Genomic DNA, 19,585 nt, shown 5'->3' with positions numbered 1-19,585 from the left:
TCAGTTCTTGGGTTTACCTACACGACGAATTGCCGAAGGTTCTCAGTGACCCTTGCTGCTGTGGGGCGATGGGTAGCTCAACTCGCCCCTCTGGTCCCTGCAGTGGGAAATGACCTTCTCCTTGCTCCTGCCGCTCTATGTAGTTTGTTGCCGAATCCTTCCGGCGTCGGTGGCTTGTTGGTATTGCAGGGCTCGTAGTACTGATCGGCGCAGGGGCCATGGTGCACATGACCGGTCCGGTATACATTCTCGTTTTCGGCGTCGGGGCGCTGATGGCCGGCTGGACGTTCTCGAGGCGTGGTCCCGAAGAATCGGGCGTTGGGGTTGATGAGCTTGTTTGGGGCGTCAATGGTTGTGTCGAGCTTCAATTAGGTTTTCCTCGGGTGTGCTACGGCCACTCTTGGCGGCGCACTCCTGGCATATGCGTTCATGGCGTAGCCCCAGACGATCGCCAGGGGAAACAACTCCCTCGTTCACTGGCTGGGCATGCGGTCCTTCAGCCTCTATCTGGTCCACGAACCGGTCCTTGTGCCCGTCGCCTTTTTCTGCACACCACAAATCTGCTTCATGTCTAACTATTCGCCGTGCCACTCTCGCTCCTGCAGCCGAGGTCCTCTTTCGATTGGTGGAGCAGCCGAGCCACCGGCTCGCCGGGTTGATCGGAAGGGCAGTCACGAATCGGGGGCGTCGCCGGGCGAAAGTTCCGATAGCCTGCCCTTAGGCAGGCCGTTGCATTACCCGCTAACGAACTGCTTCGAGGCAGTTGACGCCGTTCTCGATTCCGGGCTGGCGCTGCCGGAGTCGGTGGCTCTCTGTGAACGATCCGGCGTTGGCTAACGACATAAGGGCAAAGCCGAGCGCTCGTTAGCCAAAGCCGAGCGCTCTTCAGCCAAAGCCAAGCATCGCGGTTACCCGATCCACCGTTACCCGATCCACCGCCGAATCGTCAGAGTTCCTATTTCTCTGGGCGGTGTGCCCAGACTATGTTCGCCGTCTGCGCGGTCTGATGGGCACCCCGGGAGCGCAGCCATTTTTCTGCGGGCTTCTCAACGAACTCATGGAGAACGCCAGAAAGTGCGATCGACGAAACGACGGCAAGGACAGCGACTCCGAAGGTCCCGTCAATCGGTATGTCAGTCAGGAAAGGCCTGGCCAGCCTGATCACCAACTCGTGAACGAGGTATAGGGCGAACGACCATTGGCCAAGCCGGACCAAAGCCTTTGAACCGAACACGGTGCTACTGCCGTATAAGTCACGGCTTGCGGCCGTAGCGATGAGTGCGAGGAAGCCAGGGATCATGATCAAATTGGCGTAGATCACCGGCACGGGCCCAGACATCACATTCACGAACAGTGGCGCGACGAACAAGCCCACTGTGAGCAACGCGGTCATTCCAATTGCGTGCAGCAGACGAAAGGCTGGGCGCCAGCCCCGTTGCATCACCATCGCAAGGGAAATTCCTAGGACGAACTCTCCCATGCGGTAAAGCGGCATGGTTCCCAAAAGGTAATTCGCTGTTTGAATCGAGGTGTACGTGGAAAGGCAAATGCCAACAATGATCAACGCCACGAAGACGGTCCCTGCAATACTGGCCACCCGTAGGCGACTGCTAAGGTGCCTGAAAAGTAAAGGAAACAATAAGTAGAAATAAGCCTCGCACGACAACGACCACGAGACCCCGTTGAATGCGTTGAGAAAGCCGCTTGCCGGGATCCAGGCTTGGGTGAGGGTCAGGACAAACGGTGTCGCGGACCAACCTGCCGGCGGTGAGGCGCTCAACATTGGAATCCAAATTGAGAGGATCATGGTCAACAAATGGAGAGGCCAGATACGGGCAACCCGATTCCAATAGAACCGCCCGAACCGGACGTCCGGACGGTGCGACCACGTCAGGACGAATCCGGACAGGATGAAGAAGAAGGTGACACCCGTGAATCCGTACCGGAATATGGCAAGACTGTCCGTTATCGCGGGGAAATAGAGATGGACGTGGTAGAAGACGACAGCCATCGCTGCGAAGAACCGAAGCCCTGTAAGGCTATTCAATTGAATGCGAAGAACTGACATGCCGTAGGTCCCCTTGCCATCGGTCCAGATTGCAGCGGTGAGCAACCCGCAGTACGCGGAATCAGATCAGGACGGATAGGACCAGCACGATGTCGGTGGCTGTACGCGGCAACTCGAGCGCCAGCCCCCATTGCTAGGTGTCATGCATGGAATAGTAGGGGCGTGTCAAAACCGATAGCGAGGCTTTTGCCCAAAGAGGGGTACCCCTAACAGAAAGAGGGGTAATGCCACGAAAAAGAGACGTACTGTCCAAATGGATACAGGTAGTCCACGGCTCTGTGGCAGGTATCCGGGCTGCAAGTAACAGGTACGGAGGTCACGACGTAAGCCACTTCGGCAGCCCCCTACCCCATCCTCTACACTTGACCCGATGTCTACATTATTTGGAACAGACGGTGTCCGGGGCCTGGCAAACGGCCTGCTGACCGCCGAGCTCGCAATGCAGCTTGCCCAGGCCGCCGCCGTCGTGCTTGGCCATGAACGCACCACCGAAGGTGCCCGCCCGCGCGCCGTAGTGGCGAGGGACCCCCGCGCCAGCGGCGAGTTCATCGCCGCCGCGGTGGAGGCCGGCCTGTCCAGCTCCGGCATCGACGTCTACGACGCCGGTGTCCTCCCCACGCCTGCGGCTGCCTATCTCGTGGCCGACCTGAAGGCGGACTTTGGCGTGATGATCTCCGCCTCCCACAACCCCGCTCCGGACAATGGCATCAAGTTCTTCGCGCGCGGCGGCCAGAAGCTCCCCGACGAGGTGGAGGACGCCATCGAGGAGCAGATGGGCAAGGAGCCGTTCCGGCCCGTCGGCGGCGAAGTGGGGCGCATCCAGCGCTTCTCCGACGCCGAGGACCGCTACATCGTCCACCTCCTGGGAACCCTGCCGCACAACCTGCACGGTCTGAAGGTGGTCCTGGACTGCGCCCACGGTGCCGCCAGCGGCTGTTCCCCGCAGGTCTTCAAGGACGCCGGCGCCGAGGTCGTGGTCATCGGCGCCGAGCCGGACGGCCTGAACATCAACGACGGCGTTGGCTCCACGCACCTGGGCCCGCTCAAGGCTGCCGTGGTGGCGCACGGCGCCGACCTCGGCATCGCCCATGACGGCGACGCCGACCGCTGCCTCGCTGTTGACCATGAAGGCAACGAAGTGGATGGCGACCAGATCATGGCCATCCTCGCCATTGCCCTTAAGAACGCCGGCAAGCTCAGAGACAACGTCCTGGTGGCCACCGTGATGAGCAACCTCGGACTGAAGATCGCGCTCCGGAACGCCGGCATCGAGATCCGCGAGACGGGGGTGGGTGACCGGTATGTCCTCGAACAGATGCGTGACGGCGGTTTTAATCTCGGCGGCGAACAGTCCGGCCATGTGATCCTCGCCGACTATGCCACCACCGGCGACGGTGTCCTGACGGGCCTGCAGTTGGCAGCCCAGGTGGCGCTCACCGGCCGGCCGCTCAAGGAGCTGGCCACGGTGATGACCAAGCTCCCGCAGGTCCTGATCAATGTCCGGGGCGTGGACCGCGCCCGCGTACACAGCACACCAGCACTGACACAGGCCGTGGTGGCCGCGGAAGCCGAACTGGGAGACGCCGGACGGGTCCTGTTGCGTCCGTCCGGCACTGAACCCGTTGTGCGCGTCATGGTGGAGGCGGGCGACGAGGCCACGGCCGAAACCATCGCCGAACGCCTGGCTCAAGTAGTCAGAACTGAACTCGCCCTTGAACTGGTTACCGATTAACCCGGCGACATGCCACTTATCGGCTGCTGATCCCTATGCCAAAGTGCGCGCAGGAGCGTTCCGACTGCGAAACATTGGAAGACCGACGCAAGAACTAGGGGCCACGCGTATTGGTTGCTCAAGAAGTACAGACAATATACAGCCAGACCAGTTGCCGCGAAGAGGTACGGAACGACGCACAGCTTCTTTTGTCTCAAGAGAAGCAGGGACATGACTTCGGCAGCAAAGAAGTAGCGATCGTGCATTTGCGGGAGTAGTAGCGGGCAAATAGCCGCCGTCGTTATGGCTAGGAGGACGCGCCGATCCAGGGAATCTTGCCCGCGGCAGTATGCCATGGCCGCCAGCAATAGTACGGCACCGCAGAGGAGGATGGCCGGAAGTCTGCCCTGGGCTGCCGAAGCCTGAGGGAACCACGTATAGATGTTCGCGGCACCAGCCACCAATCTGGTTTCTTGAGTTTGATGGATGTAGACGCTCAACGTACTGCTGAGCGAACGACCGAATAGTACCGGGGGAATGCTGAGTACGGCCCATATGCCGACGGCCATGGCGGGCAGCACCGGGCTATAACGGTTCCTCAGGGAGACGAGTACCAAGGCGGGCAGGAAAAACACTGCCTGCAGCTTGAACGATAGGGCGATTGCCCACCAAAACCATGTGGCGCGTCTTTCATCCCGCAGAAGGCTTCTGAGGGAGAGCATCAGGAAAGATGTATAGATCGAATCGCATTGCCCCCACATTCCGGCATTGAGAAGCACTGTAGGCAGGATAAGTGTGATCACAGCCGCGGTGGCAGGGCGTAGCTTCGCAGCCTGGAACTGCCCCACAACGGCTCCAACGGAGAGGGCGAGGAGTATGTCACCGGCCAGAGAAACGGCCTTGATTGCGAATAGCGGTTCCAAGGGGAGGAGGCTCCCCAGAAACATTAAGAATAGGTACGGAAAATTATAGTTTGAGAATTCCCCGCCCAAGGCAGCGGCACCTTTATCACGGAATTCCTGCATCCATGGCAACAGAAAGATCGTGGAATCTTCGCTGACATAAGGCAACAGTGCCAGGCGGGCTACTAGGGCAAGAGCCCCACAGATCCAGACAACCGAAACGGGTAGTCGCCGCTGTGGCGGCCCAATTTCTACCGTTTGAATACTTTTAGATTCCCCCATTGCGCAATCATTTGGTGCCGGACGCGGTGCTGTCAATGGGATAGTCCTTCTCGTGGACTGTGTCCCGAGAGACCACTTTTGGTAGCTGGGGACCTCAGGGAGTGCGCTGGAGCGCATCCCGGATTTCGGTGAGCAGCGCAATCTTCGGGTCTTCGGCGGCTTCCTCCTTGACGTCCTGGTTGATGCCCAGCTTGCGGTTTCGGCGTTCGATCATGTGGTTCATCGGCACGACGATGACGAAGTAGATCGCGGCGGCCACCAGCAGGAAGTTGACCACTGCGGTCAGGAGTACCCCGAACCGTACATCCCCGAAGGCGAGGAAGTTGTCAAAGTTGGGCTCTCCCACCAGCAAGGAGATGAGGGGCATCATGACGCTCTTAACCAATGCGTCCACGACTGAACTGAAGGCGGCGCCAATGATGACGGCTACGGCAAGGTCAATGACATTGCCCTTGAGAATGAATTTCTTGAATCCGGTAAGCATGGGAACCAAGCTATAGCAATCGTTGTAACCCTGCCCAAGGCAAAACGGAACGCCGGGAAAACTTTGGAACTTTTTGCGCGAACTCTTCCGTTAGGGGTACCCCGGCGCAGCTCCGAGCCCGAAGTACTCCTCCAGCGTGGCGATTCCGCGCTTCCGCATGTCGGCGGCTGCATCCACGCCGATGTACCGCAGGTGCCAGGATTCGTAGTAATAGCCGGTGATGGGGTGCAGCATCCACGGGTACCGCACCACGAAGCCGAACCGGTGGGCGTTGGCCTTCGCCCACACTGCGGCAGGCTGCTCGGCAAAACACGGCTGGAAACTGCAGGCTCCGCCGCCGTCGCCGAGGTCGAACGCCCAGCCGGTCTGGTGCTCGGAGTACCCTGGCCGCGCTGAGGCGGTATCGGCGGCCGCCTGTCCGCGCGCACTGACGTACCCGTTGTATGTCGCCGCCTGAGTGGTGTACGAACGGTAGCCGCTGGCCAGCGTCATGGTCACGCCGTCCGCCGCCGCGGCGGCGAACATCCGTTCCGCGGCAGCCGCCGTCGTGCGGTTCAGGAGCGCCGCTTCGCCGGATACGGCGAGGGCGACCCGCGGTTGGACGAGGTCACGCGGGACATAGTTGGCGGGCTTCAGCGGGCGCCGCTTGTTGACCACCAGCCAGGGGCTGGCCGGGTCGGTCAGCGAGTACTGCCGGGGCAGGCGGGCAGCAGCCGACGGCGGTGCTGGCGCCGCCGTCGCGGTGGTGGTGGCCGACGGCGCTGCCGACGCAGAGCGCGTGGCAGGCGTCGCCGCGGTCGGAGCCACGGAAGCAGGGGCAGAGGCGGAGCCGGACGGCGACCCCGACGGTGACATCGAGCCGGAAGAAGCGCCGGGCGAGCCGGACGCCGTCGGCAGCGCCGGCGTTGTCCCCGTTGTGGAGGGGGGAGCGGGCTGCGGCCCTGCAGGTGTGCAGGCAGCCAGCGCGGACAGCCCCGCTCCGGCGAACAGCAGCCGCGCGATGAGGCGTCGGCTGGGCGCAGAAACCGCTTTATCTGCCGTTAGGTCCGGTGTGGGGGAGCAGTCGTAGCACACGTGTGCTAGACCTTCCTGAGCAGCATGCGGCGGACGGAATGGTCCGCTTCCTTGGTCAGCACAAGCTGGGCCCGCCCACGCGTGGGCAACACGTTCTCCTCGAGGTTCGGCTCGTTGATCCGCTTCCAGATGTCGCGGGCCGTAACTTCGGCCTCCTCGTCAGAGAGGGTGGCGTAGCGGTGGAAGTACGATTCCGGCTGCGCGAAGGCTGTGGAGCGGAGCTTGCGGAACCGGTCCACGTACCATTCCTCGATGTAGGAGGTCTTGGCGTCCACATAAATGGAGAAGTCGAAGAAATCGCTCAGCGCCAGCCCCTGGCGGCCGTCATGCCGGGGCCTCGCGGGGGCCAGGACGTTCAGCCCTTCCACAATGAGGACATCCGGGCGGCGGACCACCACTTCCTTGCCGGGGACAATGTCATAGGTGACGTGGGAATACCAGGGTGCCCGGACTTCCTCTGCTCCGCTCTTGATCTCGCTGACGAACCGCAGCAGTGCCCGGCGGTCGTAGGATTCCGGGAAGCCCTTGCGTTCGAGCAGCTGCCGGCGCTTGAGCTCGGCGAGCGGGTACAGGAAACCGTCCGTGGTGATCAGTTCGACGTTGGGGGTCCCTGGCCACCGCCGGAGCATTTCCCGCAGCACGCGGGCGATGGTGGACTTGCCCACGGCCACGGATCCTGCGACGCCGATGACGAACGGCGTCCGCTGGGTCTGTTCGCCCAGGAAGGTGGTGGTGGCGGCATGCAGCTGGCCGGCGGCTTCGACGTAAAGGTGCAGCAGGCGTGACAACGGCAGGTAAACCTCCCGGACCTCATTCATGTCCAGGGGATCGCCGAGGCCGCGGAGACGCAGCACATCCTCTTCGTTAAGGGGCTGCTCCATCTGGGCTGCGAGCCGGGACCAGGTTTGCCGGTCCAGCTCCACGAACGGCGAGACACCTTCCCCGTTCGCTTCATTGCGTTGCGAAGTCACCCTAGAGATTCTGCCCCTCGCAACGCCGAGAGCGAAATGCGGCCCGCCGCGAAGCGCCTGATGACGGGCACTTTCCTGCCGCTTCAGGCGTTCATCCAACCGCTTTGGAGGCCCTTGCCGCTCGCCGTGCCGCAGCTTGTCCGACGTCGGTTCTCCTCAAAGCCGGTTAGGCTTATACCCATGTGTGGAATCGTGGGTTATGTAGGGCGTACGTCTGGCCGGGCTGATGCCGGCCACGGTGCGCTGGATGTTGTTCTTGAAGGTCTGCGCCGCCTGGAGTACCGGGGGTATGACTCGGCGGGCGTGGCCGTAGTGGCTGACGGGGAGATTTCCTCGCGGAAGAAGTCCGGGAAGCTGAGCAACCTGCTCGCTGAACTGGAGGCGCGTCCGTTGCCTGAGTCGCTGACCGGCATCGGTCACACGCGCTGGGCCACGCACGGCGGTCCGACGGACCAGAACGCGCACCCGCACCTGTCCGACGGCGGCAAGCTCGCGGTGATCCACAACGGCATCATTGAAAACTTTGCCGAGCTGAAGCAGGAACTGCTGTCCAAGGGCGTGGTCTTCGAGTCGGAGACGGACACCGAGGTCGCGGCTGCCCTGCTGGGGGACATCTTCCGGAACAAGCTCGGCGGCGACGTCACCGACGGCGGTCTGACCACCGCAATGCAGCTCGCCTGCCAGCGCCTGGAAGGCGCGTTCACCCTGCTGGCCGTGCACGCGGACCAGCCCGACGTCGTCGTGGCCGCGCGCCGGAACTCCCCGCTCGTGGTGGGTCTGGGCGAGGGGGAGAACTTCCTGGGCTCGGATGTCTCCGGATTCATCGACTACACCCGCCGTGCCGTGGAGCTCGGCCAGGACCAGATCGTGACGATCACCGCTGACACGGTGGAGATCACAGACTTCTTCGGCGCTCCGGCCAAGGGCAAGGAATACCACGTTGACTGGGACCCGGCGTCTGCGGAGAAGGGCGGCTTCGCCTCCTTCATGGAGAAGGAAATCCACGATCAGCCCGATGCAGTGGCACAGACGCTGCTGGGCCGTTCGGACCTGAACGGCAAGCTGACCCTGGACGAGCTGCGCATCGATCCTCAGCTGCTCAAGCAGGTGGACAAGATCATCGTCCTCGCGTGCGGCACTGCTGCCTACGCAGGCCTCGTGGCCAAGTACGCCATCGAAAACTGGTGCCGGATCCCCACCGAGGTGGAGCTCGCCCACGAGTTCCGCTACCGCGACCCCATCGTTGACGAAAACACCCTGGTGGTGTCCATCAGCCAGTCCGGCGAAACGATGGACACGCTCATGGCCGTGCGCTACGCCCGTGAACAGGGCGCCAAGACCATCTCCATCTGCAACACCAACGGCTCCACCATTCCGCGCGAGTCCGACGCCGTGCTGTACACGCACGCCGGTCCGGAGATCGCGGTGGCATCCACCAAGGCGTTCCTGGCCCAGATCACCGCGGCGTACCTGCTGGGGCTCTACCTTGCCCAGCTGCGCGGCAACATTTTCTCCGGACAGATCAAGGACGTGCTGGCGGATCTGGGCAAGATCCCGGCCAAGATCCAGAAGATCCTCGACAACGCCGATGAGCTGCGCGAGCTCGCCCGCAGCATGAAAGACGAGAAGTCCGTGCTGTTCCTGGGCCGCCACGTTGGCTTCCCGGTGGCCCTCGAGGGTGCCCTGAAGCTGAAGGAAATCGCCTACATCCACGCCGAGGGCTTCGCCGCCGGCGAGCTCAAGCACGGCCCGATCGCGCTCATCGATGAAGGCCAGCCGGTCTTCGTCGTCGTGCCTTCGCCGCGCGGCCGGGACTCGCTGCACTCCAAGGTGGTCAGCAACATCCAGGAGATCCGCGCCCGCGGTGCCCGCACCCTGGTGATCGCCGAGGAAGGCGACGAGGCAGTCCGGGACTACGCCGAGCACGTCTTCTACGTGCCGGAAACGCCCACGCTGCTTATGCCGCTACTGACCACGGTGCCGCTGCAGATCTTCGCCTGTGAACTTGCCGCCGCCAAGGGCTACGACGTGGACCAGCCGCGTAACCTGGCCAAGAGCGTCACCGTAGAGTAAGCCCATGATTATTGGCATCGGCGTTGACGTCGTGGACATTGAGCGCTTCGGCCGCCAGCTGGAACGCACCCCCGGGCTGCGCGACAGGCTGTTCGTACCGGCCGAGCGTGAGCTGAACACCCGCTCCCTGGCAGCACGCTTTGCCGCCAAGGAAGCGGTGGCCAAGGTCCTGGGCGCGCCCGCCGGCATGAACTGGCAGCACTGCTGGATCGGACTCGACGAGAACGGCCCCACCATCCAGGTCAAGGGCACGGTGCTGGCCGTGTCGGACGCCAAGGGCGTCAAACGCTGGCACCTGTCCATGAGCCACGATGGCGGCATCGCCACCGCGACCGTCCTGGCCGAGGGCTGACCCCTCCGGACTCACCATGATCAGCGCCTATACCGGAACCCAGATCAGGGAGGCTGAAAAGCCCCTGCTGGGTTCCGGTATGGGCGCTGTTCTCATGCAGCGGGCAGCCTACGGCCTTGCCAACGCGGTGGTCTCGGAACTGCGCGCCCGTGGCCGGCGGCTCTACGGCGCCAGCGTTGTGGTGCTCACCGGCAAGGGCAACAACGGCGGCGACGGCCTCTTCGCGGCCGCGCACCTCGCCGGACGGGGAATGCGGACGACGGCGGTGCTCGCCGCGGACAGCGCCCACCCCGAAGCGCTGGCCGCCTTCGAACGGGCCGGCGGCCGCCGCATCCACCTGACCGAAGCCAATGCCGGTGACCTGGCAGCGCAGGCCGGCCGGGCCGACGTCGTCATTGACGCCCTGCTGGGCACCGGGGCCCAAGGCGGACTCCGCGGCAGCGCCGCCGCCCTGGTGTCCCTGCTTGCTGAACAGCCGCCCCGCCTGGCCGTGGCCTGCGACGTTCCCAGTGGACTGAACTCCGACACCGGAGAAACGGCGGGTCCCGTGCTGCCTGCCGATCTCACCGTCACCTTCGGCGCCGCCAAGGCCGGGCTGCTGGCCGACCCCGGAGCGGACTTCGCCGGCGCGGTCCGGGTGGTCCCGATCGGAATTGAGGACGGGCTTCCCTGGCCGGCGCTGCGCCGGCTCGAGGCCTCTGACCTCGCCACGCTGCTCCCGAACCCCGAACGGCGCTCGCACAAGTACTCCCGGGGGGTCCTCGGTGTCGTGGCGGGGTCCAGCGCGTACCCGGGGGCTGCGGTGCTCGCCTGCCGCGGGGCACTCGCCGCGGGCGTGGGCATGGTGCGCTACCTCGGCCCGCCGGACGTCGCCGACCTCATCAGGCAAAGCTGCCCGGAAGTGGTGTGCAGCACCGGAACCGTCGCCGACACGCACGTCCAGGCATGGCTCGTGGGATCCGGGATGGACGGTTCCGACGACGAGCAGATGCAGCACGTCCGCGACGCCGCCGACTCCGGTCTGCCCACCGTCGCTGACGCCGGCGCCATCCCGGCGTTGCCGGACGTCCTGGCGCCGCAGGTAATCCTGACCCCGCACGCGGGCGAGCTCGCCACCCTGCTGCAGCGCCTCGGCGCCGGTCTGGACCGTGGGGCCGTGGAAGCCGCGACCCTCTCTGCGGCACGCCAGGCCGCGGGCCTGACTGAGGCCACGGTCCTGCTCAAGGGCGCCACCACCCTGGTGGCCTCGCCCTACCAGGACTTCTACAGCCAGTCCGACGGCACACCCTGGCTGGCCACCGCCGGCAGCGGTGACGTGCTGGCCGGCGTCATCGGTGCTCTGCTCGCCCAGGTGGGGCCCGACGTCGTCCGCTTCCGGGCGGCGGGCATCGATCCGGACGAGCGCTGGGCGGCCATTGCCGCCATGGCGGCGAGCCTTCATGCGCGTGCGGGGGCGGCCGCCGCGGACGGCGCGCCGCTGACAGCAGGCAGGATTGCGGACGCCTTACCCGGAATTTGGGGTAAAGTCAGCACGCTTAGTAATCAGCGGACCGGCAAATAGTCACCGCCACCCGCTACGGTAAGACCGAGCCCGCCGCGGGTGGTACACGACACACCCGCCGGAGGCAATGTTGGACAACGTAATAGGAGCACGAATGGAAATCTGGCCCGGATCGGCGTATCCCCTTGGCGCCACCTTCAACGGAACCGGAACCAACTTCGCATTGTTCAGCGAACGGGCAGACAAGGTTGAACTGTGCCTCTTCGACGACGACGGCACAGAGACCAGAGTGGACGTCGCGGAAGTGGACGGGTATGTCTGGCACTGTTACCTGCCGCACGTGCAGCCCGGTCAGAAGTACGGCTACCGCGTCCACGGGCCGTACGACCCCTCCTCCGGAAACCGCTTCAACCCGAACAAGCTCCTCCTGGACCCGTACGCCAAGGCAGTGCACGGCCAAATCGACTGGGATCCCGCCCTCTTCTCCTACAACATGGGCGACCCCGTGTCCCGCAATGACCAGGACTCCGCACCGCACATGATGATGGGCGTGGTCATCAACCCGTTCTTCGACTGGGACGGCGACCACCTCCCGCGCATCCCGTACCACCAGTCCGTCATCTACGAAGCCCACGTCAAGGGCCTCACGCAGCTCCACCCCGAGATCCCCGAGGAGCAGCGCGGCACCTACGCCGGCGTCGCACACCCCTCCGTCATCTCGCACCTGCAGAAGCTGGGCGTTACGGCCATCGAGCTCATGCCGGTGCACCAATTCGTGAACGACGGCATCCTGCAGGACAAGGGGCTCAGCAACTATTGGGGCTACAACACCATCGGGTTCTTTGCCCCGCACAACAGCTACAGTTCCACCGGGGACACCGGCCAGCAGGTCCAGGACTTCAAGGCCATGGTCCGCACGCTCCACCGTGCAGGCATCGAAGTCATCCTTGACGTGGTGTACAACCACACGGCAGAGGGCAACCACCTCGGGCCCACCCTGTCCTTCAAGGGAATCGACAACCAGGCGTACTACCGGCTGATGGAGGGGGACCTCCAGCACTACATGGACTACACCGGCACCGGCAACTCGCTGAACGTCCGCCATCCGCACTCCCTGCAGCTGCTCATGGACTCCCTGCGCTACTGGGTGACCGAAATGCACGTGGACGGCTTCCGCTTCGACCTCGCCTCCACACTGGCCCGCGAGTTCTACGACGTCGACAAGCTCTCCACCTTCTTCGAACTCATCCAGCAGGACCCGGTAGTCTCGCAGGTCAAACTGATCGCAGAGCCGTGGGACGTTGGACCCGGTGGCTACCAGGTGGGCAACTTCCCGCCGCTGTGGACGGAATGGAACGGAAAATACCGCGACACCGTCCGTGACTTCTGGCGCGGCGAGCCGGCAACGCTGGGCGAGTTCGCCTCGCGCATCACGGGCTCCGCCGACCTCTATGAGCACTCCGGCCGCCGGCCCGTGGCCTCCATCAACTTCGTCACCGCCCACGACGGTTTCACGCTGGCTGACCTGGTGTCCTACAACGAGAAGCACAATGAAGCCAACGGCGAGGGCAACAACGACGGCGAGTCCCACAACCGCTCCTGGAACTGCGGCGCGGAGGGCCCCACGGATGACGCCAAGGTCCTCGCCCTCCGCGCCCGGCAGCAGCGGAACTTCATCGGCTCGCTTCTGCTTTCGCAGGGCGTTCCCATGCTGCTCCATGGCGACGAACTGGGCCGGACGCAGAAGGGCAACAACAACGGCTACTGCCAGGACTCGGAACTGACCTGGATCAACTGGGATAACGTTGACCAGCCCCTGATCGAGTTCACGGCCGCCGTCAACTCCCTGCGGGCCAAGCACCCCACGTTCAGACGCAGCCGCTTCTTCGACGGCAGGCCGGTCCGCCGGGGCGAAGGCGAGCGGCTGCCGGACATCGTCTGGCTGGACCCGGAGGGCTCCGTCATGCAGCCGGAGGACTGGGACAGCGGCTTCGGTCGTTCAGTCGGTGTCTTCCTCAACGGTGACGGCATCCAGGGCAAGGACAGCCGCGGGCGGCGCATTCAGGACGTCAACTTTGTGCTGTACTTCAATGCCCACGACGGTGACGTCGAGTTTAAGCTGCCGCCGGACGAGTACGCCCCGGCCTGGGATATCATCATCGACACCGCCGGCGAAGGCGCGGACTCCGAGCCGGTGGCTGCCGGCAAGGGTCTGACGGTCGCGGCGAAGTCGCTCGTGGTGCTGCGTGCCCACAGCGCCCCGGAGGAGGAGCCCGACCACTCCGTGGCGGCCTCGCTGGCGGCCCTGACGCAGTCGACAAGCACCGAGACGGCGGCGCTCACAGCCCCCGCTGTACCGGAGCCGAGCAAAACAAAGAAGGCGGCGCCGAAGATCGATCCGGAGCCAGGCCCGCAGCCGGCGGAAGAACCGGCGGAGCAGACGGCTGAGAAGCCGGCGGAAAAGCCGACGGAGCAGCCGGCTGAGAAGCCGGCGGAGAAGCCAGCGGGGAAACTGGCCGAGAAGCCGCTGGAAAAACGCACCGGACATCATTCCGGAAAGCACTCAGGGAATAGTGGCGGGAAGCGCACTGGGAAACCGAAGGCAGGCAGGCAGGCAGGGGAGGACGCATGAGGACGCCCGTCTCCACGTACCGCCTCCAGATCAGGCAGGGGTTCACCCTTTTTGACGCCGCCGAAACCGTGCCGTACCTGCACTCACTGGGCGTCGACTGGATCTACCTGTCGCCGGTGCTCAAAGCCGAGAGCGGTTCGGACCACGGCTATGACGTCACGGATCCGTCCGTGGTGGACCCGGAGCGCGGCGGCCCCGAGGGCCTGGCCGCCGTGTCCCGGGCGGCCCGTGCTGCCGGCATGGGCGTCCTGATCGACATCGTGCCCAACCATGTGGGCGTGGCCACGCCGGCCCAGAATCCATGGTGGTGGTCGCTGCTCAAGGAAGGCCGCGGGTCCCCCTACGCGGAGGCGTTCGACGTCGACTGGGACCTTGCCGGCGGCCGCATCCGGATTCCGGTGCTGGGCAGCGACGAGGACCTGGACCAACTCGAGATCAAGGACGGTGAACTGCGGTACTACGACCACCGTTTCCCGCTGGCCGAGGGCAGCTACACCGAGGGTGATTCCCCCCGGGATGTGCACGCCAGGCAGCATTATGAACTCATGGGCTGGCGGCGTGCCGACAACGAGCTGAACTACCGCCGCTTCTTCGCAGTGAACTCGCTGGCCGGTGTCCGCGTCGAGCTGCCGTCCGTCTTCGATATGGCCCATGGGGAAGTCGTGCGCTGGTTCCGCGAAGGACTTGCGGACGGACTGCGGATCGACCACCCGGACGGCCTCGCCGACCCGGAGGGGTACCTGAAGCGGCTCCGGGGGGCAACCGGCGGCGCCTACCTGCTGGTCGAAAAGATCCTCGAACCGGGGGAGCAGCTGCCCGCCAGCTTCGAATGCGAAGGGACCACCGGCTACGATGCCCTGGCCGACGTCGACCGCGTGTTTGTCGATCCGCAGGGACGCGACGTGCTGGACCGGATCGAGGCCCGGCTGCGCGGCGGCGAGACTGCCGACTACCAGGAGATGATCCGCGCAACCAAGCGCCGGATCACGGACGGCATTCTTCACTCCGAGATCCTGCGGCTCGCGCGTCTGGTCCCGGCCGGTTCGGGCATTTCCGCGGAAGCGGCAGCCGATGCGATCGCTGAAATCATCGCGGCGTTCCCCGTCTACCGCACCTACCTGCCTACGGGCGGGGAAGTCCTGAAGGAAGCCTGCGAGCTCGCTGCCCGGTGGCGCCCTGAGCTGGACCAGGCCATCCGGATTCTGCACCCGCTGCTGCAGGACACGGATCTTGAGCTCTCCCGCAGGTTCCAGCAGACCTCTGGCATGGTCATGGCCAAGGGCGTGGAGGACACCGCGTTCTTCCGCTACAACAGGCTGGGGACGCTCACGGAAGTCGGCGCGGACCCCACGGAGTTCTCGATCGACGGCGAGGAATTCCACCGCCGAATGACCCGCCGCCAGGCGGAGCTGCCGCTCTCCATGACCACCCTCAGCACCCACGACACGAAGCGGAGCGAAGACACCCGGGCACGGATTTCGGTCATCTCGGAGGTGGCGGCCGACTGGGAGAAGGCCCTGGACCGGCTGAACGCCCTGGCGCCGCTGCCTGACGGACCGCTGTCCGTCCTGCTATGGCAGGCCATTGCCGGCGCATGGCCTGCGGACAGGGAGCGGCTCCAGTCCTACGCACTCAAGGCAGCCCGCGAGGCCAGCAACTCCACTACCTGGACGGATCCCGATCGCGCGTTCGAAGAGAAGCTGACGGCCGCCGTCGACTCCGCGTTCGACAATCCGGAGGTCCGCGCCGAACTGGAGGCCCTCGTGGACCTCCTGGCACCGTACGGCGCATCGAACTCGCTCTCGGCGAAGCTGGTGCAGCTGACCATGCCCGGCGTGCCCGACGTGTATCAGGGCACCGAGTTCTGGGACCGCTCGCTGACCGACCCGGACAACCGCCGCCCGTTCAGCTTCCCGGAACGGATACGCGCCCTGGAACAGCTGGACGCCGGCCAACGGCCGGAGTCCTTCACCGACGAGCGGGCCAAGCTGCTGGTGACCTCCCGGGCCCTGCGGCTGCGCCGGGAGCGACCGGAGCTGTTTGGCGGGTACCGCCCGGTGCAGGCGAGCGGCCCCGCGGCTGCGCACCTGCTGGGCTTCGACCGCGGAGTGGGCGGAGCGCCGGGCGCGGTGACCCTGGCGACCCGGCTGCCCCGCGGACTGGAACAGTCGGGCGGCTGGCGGGACACCGCCGTCGAGCTTGAGACCGCCATGAAGGATGAACTGACCGGTACGGGCTTCGGCCCCGGGCCAGCGGCGCTATCGGAGATCTTCCGGATTTACCCGGTGGCGCTGCTCGTTCCTGAGACAGGAGAAAAGGCATGACGCAGCAGAATTACGCGGCCAAACCCGTCCACGGGCCGCAGCGGTTCGACATCTGGGCACCTAATGCAGGCTCCGTGACACTGCTGGCCGGCGGGGAGCGCTACCCGATGACCGGCCGGACCGGCACCGGGCCGGAGGATGAGGGCTGGTGGACGGCCGCGGAGGCACCCGCCGCCGGCGAGGTCGACTACGGATACCTGCTCGACGGCGACGAAATCCCGCTGCCCGATCCCCGGACCCGCCGCCAGCCGGACGGCGTCCACGCACTGTCCCGCACATTCGATCCCGGAACCTACCGGTGGCAGGATTCGGGGTGGCAGGTCAGGGCACTCCAGGGGGCCGTGATCTACGAACTCCACCTCGGAACCTTCACGCCGGAGGGGACACTCGACGCCGCTGCCTCAAAGCTGGACTATCTGGCCGGGCTGGGAATCGACTACGTGGAACTGCTGCCCGTCAACGCGTTCAACGGCACGCACAACTGGGGCTACGACGGCGTGCAGTGGTTCGCCGTGCACGAGGGCTACGGCGGGCCGGCCGCGTACCAGCGGTTCGTGGACGCCGCCCACGCCGCCGGCATCGGCGTCATCCAGGACGTGGTCTACAACCACCTCGGGCCGAGCGGAAATTACCTCCCCAGGTTCGGGCCGTACCTCAAGCACGGCGAGGGCAACACCTGGGGCGACTCCGTCAACCTCGACGGGCCGGGCTCGGACCACGTGCGCCGGTACATCCTCGACAACGTCGCGATGTGGCTGCGCGACTACCGGGTGGACGGCCTCCGCCTGGATGCCGTGCACGCGCTGAAGGACGAGCGCGCCGTCCACATCCTGGAGGACTTCGGCGCGCTGGCCGACCAGATCTCGGCCGAGGTTGGCCGTCCGCTGACCCTGATCGCCGAGTCGGACCTCAACAACCCCCGCCTGCTGTACCCCCGGGATGTCAACGGGTACGGCCTGGCCGGGCAGTGGAGCGACGACTTCCATCATGCCGTCCACGTCAACGTCAGCGGGGAAACCACGGGCTACTACGGCGACTTCGATTCGCTGGGCGCCCTCGCGAAGGTGCTGCGGGACGGGTTTTTCCACGACGGCAGCTACTCCAGCTTCCGCGAACGCCGCCACGGCCGCCCGATCAACTTCAGCGCCGTCCATCCGGCGGCACTGGTGGTCTGCTCGCAGAACCATGACCAGATCGGCAACAGGGCCACCGGGGACCGGCTCTCCCAGTCGTTGCCGTACGGCAGCCTGGCCCTCGCGGCTGTGCTGACCCTGACCGGCCCGTTCACACCCATGCTGTTCATGGGTGAGGAGTACGGCGCCACAACCCCCTGGCAGTTCTTCACATCCCATCCCGAGCCCGAGCTTGGCAAAGCCACCGCGGAAGGCAGGATCAAGGAGTTCGAACGCATGGGATGGGATCCCGCCGTCGTGCCCGATCCGCAGGATCCGGAAACGTTCACGCGCTCCAAACTGGACTGGGCGGAAGCCTCCACGGGTGACCACGCCCGGCTGCTGGAGCTGTACCGGGCGCTCATCCGGCTGCGGCGTTCCACGCCGGACCTCACCGCCCTGGGCTTCGAGGACACCGACGCGGAGTTCGACGACGACGCCCGGTGGCTGCGCTTCCGCCGCGGCGGCGTGCAGGTGCTGCTGAACTTCGCCGAGCAGTCCGTCACCCTGGACAGGGCAGGCACCGAGCTGCTCCTGGCCACCGATGATGCCGTCCGCATCGAGGGGGGCAAGGTCGAACTTCCGGGGCTAAGCGCGGCGGTCCTCGGAGACTGACCCTCTGCCCTCCCGGCTGCTGCGTGGGCCGGTGCCCGTCACCCTGACCGGATGATGGACACCGGCCCCAGCGCGTCTGTCTGGCTGGCAGGATGGTACGTATGACTTATTTGGCTGCAGACCACCGCTACGAAACCATGCCATACCGCCGTGTCGGACGCAGCGGCCTCAAGCTGCCGGCGATCTCCCTCGGCCTCTGGCACAACTTCGGCGACGACAAGCGCTTCGACGAACAGCGCGCCATCCTGCGCCGTGCCTTTGACCTGGGCGTAACCCACTTCGACCTCGCCAACAACTACGGCCCTCCGGCCGGATCGGCAGAGACCAACTTCGGCAGGCACCTGCGCGAGGATTTCAAGCCGTACCGCGATGAGCTGGTCATTGCCACCAAGGCCGGCTACCACATGTGGCCCGGCCCGTACGGCGAGTGGGGCTCCCGCAAGTACCTGCTGTCCAGCCTGGACCAGTCCCTGCAGCGCATGGGACTGGACTACGTGGACATCTTCTACAGCCACCGCCCCGACCCCGAGACGCCCCTTGAGGAAACCATGGGAGCGCTGGACCACGCGGTGCGTTCCGGCAAAGCCCTCTATGCCGGCATCTCTTCCTACACTCCCGAGCAGACGCTGGAGGCGGCCCGGATCCTCAAGGAACTCGGCACGCCGCTGCTCATCCACCAGCCCAGCTACTCCATGCTGAACCGCTGGACCGAGGACGGCAGCCCCAACCTGTACGAGGCACTTGACCAGGTGGGTGCCGGGTCCATTGCCTTCTCGCCGCTGGCCCAGGGCATGCTGACGGACCGCTACCTCCACGGCATCCCTGCCGATTCCCGTGCGGCCAAGGACCGGTTCCTCTCCGAATCGACCATCACCCACGACAAGCTGGAGCGCATCCGGGGGCTCAACGGGATCGCCGCCGGCCGCGGCCAGTCCCTCGCGCAGATGGCCATCGCCTGGATCCTCCGCGACCAGCCCAAGGGATCCCCGGTGACCTCAGCCCTGATCGGCGCGTCCAGCGTGGCCCAGCTCGAAAACACCCTCGGAGCCATCAACAACCTGGAGTTCGACGCAGAGGAGCTGGCCGCCATCGACGAATTCGCCGTCGAATCGGACATCAACCTCTGGGCACAGCGGGTCTGAGTAACGGCGCTTGGTAATGAAGTAGCCGGAGCGGCCGGGAATAACAGCGGCTCCGGCGCTGTTTAGTTACACTGATAAGCGCGCCGTGTGGCGCCGTGTCCGTCAGCCGCCGTCGTACAACCAGGTACAGATGCGCAGGGCACGTGAAGTTTTGTTCTCAAAGGAGTTCCGTGTCTTCAAATCCGATTCGTGTTGCAATCGTCGGGGTGGGTAACTGCGCCGCTTCGCTGGTCCAGGGTGTCCACTATTACCGGGATGCGGACCCGCAGGCCACGATCCCGG

General features: G+C 65.1%; 13 protein-coding genes and 1 pseudogene. 9 read left to right on the top strand and 5 right to left on the bottom strand.

The features are described 5' to 3' along the window. Positions 1-955 precede the first annotated feature (955 nt). Complete coding sequence (locus tag AC5RUM_RS08830; RefSeq protein WP_494034587.1) at positions 956-2,068, bottom strand: acyltransferase family protein; 1,113 nt, start codon at positions 2,066-2,068, stop codon at positions 956-958. Between the two features lie 370 nt (positions 2,069-2,438). On the opposite strand from AC5RUM_RS08830, the gene glmM reads away from it, so the two are divergent. Continuing rightward, the gene (gene glmM / locus AC5RUM_RS08825) at positions 2,439-3,800 is read left to right on the top strand and encodes a phosphoglucosamine mutase (protein WP_494034586.1); all 1,362 of its coding nucleotides are present in this window, start codon (positions 2,439-2,441) and stop codon (positions 3,798-3,800) included. Here glmM and AC5RUM_RS08820 read toward each other — a convergent pair. The 4 genes from AC5RUM_RS08820 to coaA all read right to left on the bottom strand — a co-directional run bounded on the left by AC5RUM_RS08820 (position 3,797) and on the right by coaA (position 7,492). Beyond that, positions 3,797-4,963 (bottom strand): hypothetical protein, encoded by a 1,167-nt coding sequence (locus AC5RUM_RS08820; RefSeq protein ID WP_494034585.1) that lies wholly within the window; start codon positions 4,961-4,963, stop codon positions 3,797-3,799. The two genes, glmM and AC5RUM_RS08820, sit on opposite strands and share 4 nt — an antisense overlap. Before the next feature lie 94 nt (positions 4,964-5,057). Further along, positions 5,058-5,447, bottom strand: a complete 390-nt coding sequence (gene mscL / locus AC5RUM_RS08815) for a large conductance mechanosensitive channel protein MscL (RefSeq protein ID WP_494034584.1) — start codon at positions 5,445-5,447, stop codon at positions 5,058-5,060. 90 nt (positions 5,448-5,537) lie between these two features. After that, positions 5,538-6,521 carry a M15 family metallopeptidase gene (locus AC5RUM_RS08810; protein WP_494034583.1) on the bottom strand — a complete coding sequence of 328 codons (984 nt, stop codon included), beginning with the start codon at positions 6,519-6,521 and terminating at the stop codon, positions 5,538-5,540. A gap of 5 nt (positions 6,522-6,526) precedes the next feature. Then, the gene (gene coaA / locus AC5RUM_RS08805) at positions 6,527-7,492 is read right to left on the bottom strand and encodes a type I pantothenate kinase (protein WP_400580221.1); all 966 of its coding nucleotides are present in this window, start codon (positions 7,490-7,492) and stop codon (positions 6,527-6,529) included. A 180-nt stretch (positions 7,493-7,672) separates the two neighbouring features. Here coaA and glmS point away from each other — a divergent pair, with 180 nt between their 5' ends. The 8 genes and pseudogenes from glmS to AC5RUM_RS08765 all read left to right on the top strand — a co-directional run. Next, complete coding sequence (gene glmS, locus AC5RUM_RS08800) at positions 7,673-9,565, top strand: glutamine--fructose-6-phosphate transaminase (isomerizing) (protein WP_494034582.1); 1,893 nt, start codon at positions 7,673-7,675, stop codon at positions 9,563-9,565. A 4-nt stretch (positions 9,566-9,569) separates the two neighbouring features. Continuing rightward, positions 9,570-9,917 (top strand): holo-ACP synthase, encoded by a 348-nt coding sequence (locus tag AC5RUM_RS08795; protein ID WP_494034581.1) that lies wholly within the window; start codon positions 9,570-9,572, stop codon positions 9,915-9,917. 16 nt (positions 9,918-9,933) lie between these two features. After that, positions 9,934-11,478, top strand: coding sequence for an NAD(P)H-hydrate epimerase (locus tag AC5RUM_RS08790; protein WP_494034580.1), 1,545 nt, complete (start codon positions 9,934-9,936; stop codon positions 11,476-11,478). Between the two features lie 94 nt (positions 11,479-11,572). Then, positions 11,573-14,050, top strand: a complete 2,478-nt coding sequence (gene glgX, locus AC5RUM_RS08785; RefSeq protein WP_494034579.1) for a glycogen debranching protein GlgX — start codon at positions 11,573-11,575, stop codon at positions 14,048-14,050. Beyond that, positions 14,047-16,374 (top strand): malto-oligosyltrehalose synthase, encoded by a 2,328-nt coding sequence (treY, locus tag AC5RUM_RS08780; protein ID WP_494034578.1) that lies wholly within the window; start codon positions 14,047-14,049, stop codon positions 16,372-16,374. The genes glgX and treY overlap by 4 nt, the downstream gene beginning before the upstream one ends. Further along, positions 16,371-18,161: a malto-oligosyltrehalose trehalohydrolase gene (gene treZ / locus AC5RUM_RS08775; protein WP_494034577.1), complete on the top strand. Its 1,791-nt coding sequence runs from the start codon at positions 16,371-16,373 to the stop codon at positions 18,159-18,161. Before treY ends, treZ begins: the two co-directional genes overlap by 4 nt. A 101-nt stretch (positions 18,162-18,262) precedes the next feature. Continuing rightward, positions 18,263-19,303 (top strand): L-glyceraldehyde 3-phosphate reductase, encoded by a 1,041-nt coding sequence (gene mgrA / locus AC5RUM_RS08770; RefSeq protein ID WP_494034576.1) that lies wholly within the window; start codon positions 18,263-18,265, stop codon positions 19,301-19,303. Between the two features lie 170 nt (positions 19,304-19,473). Continuing rightward, positions 19,474-19,585: pseudogene (locus AC5RUM_RS08765) on the top strand (inositol-3-phosphate synthase); the annotation flags it as partial.

Source organism: Arthrobacter sp. B2060 (assembly GCF_059090445.1).
This window is presented reverse-complemented; position numbering and strand designations above follow the sequence as displayed.

Coding starts and splice junctions, on each gene's coding strand:
- AC5RUM_RS08790 (WP_494034580.1), top strand. CDS start 9,934: ATGATCAGCGCCTATACCGGAACCCAGATCAGGGAGGCTGAAAAGCCC.
- AC5RUM_RS08820 (WP_494034585.1), bottom strand. CDS start 4,963: ATGGGGGAATCTAAAAGTATTCAAACGGTAGAAATTGGGCCGCCACAG.
- AC5RUM_RS08830 (WP_494034587.1), bottom strand. CDS start 2,068: ATGTCAGTTCTTCGCATTCAATTGAATAGCCTTACAGGGCTTCGGTTC.
- glmM (WP_494034586.1), top strand. CDS start 2,439: ATGTCTACATTATTTGGAACAGACGGTGTCCGGGGCCTGGCAAACGGC.
- treY (WP_494034578.1), top strand. CDS start 14,047: ATGAGGACGCCCGTCTCCACGTACCGCCTCCAGATCAGGCAGGGGTTC.
- mscL (WP_494034584.1), bottom strand. CDS start 5,447: ATGCTTACCGGATTCAAGAAATTCATTCTCAAGGGCAATGTCATTGAC.
- glgX (WP_494034579.1), top strand. CDS start 11,573: ATGGAAATCTGGCCCGGATCGGCGTATCCCCTTGGCGCCACCTTCAAC.
- glmS (WP_494034582.1), top strand. CDS start 7,673: ATGTGTGGAATCGTGGGTTATGTAGGGCGTACGTCTGGCCGGGCTGAT.
- AC5RUM_RS08795 (WP_494034581.1), top strand. CDS start 9,570: ATGATTATTGGCATCGGCGTTGACGTCGTGGACATTGAGCGCTTCGGC.
- treZ (WP_494034577.1), top strand. CDS start 16,371: ATGACGCAGCAGAATTACGCGGCCAAACCCGTCCACGGGCCGCAGCGG.
- mgrA (WP_494034576.1), top strand. CDS start 18,263: ATGACTTATTTGGCTGCAGACCACCGCTACGAAACCATGCCATACCGC.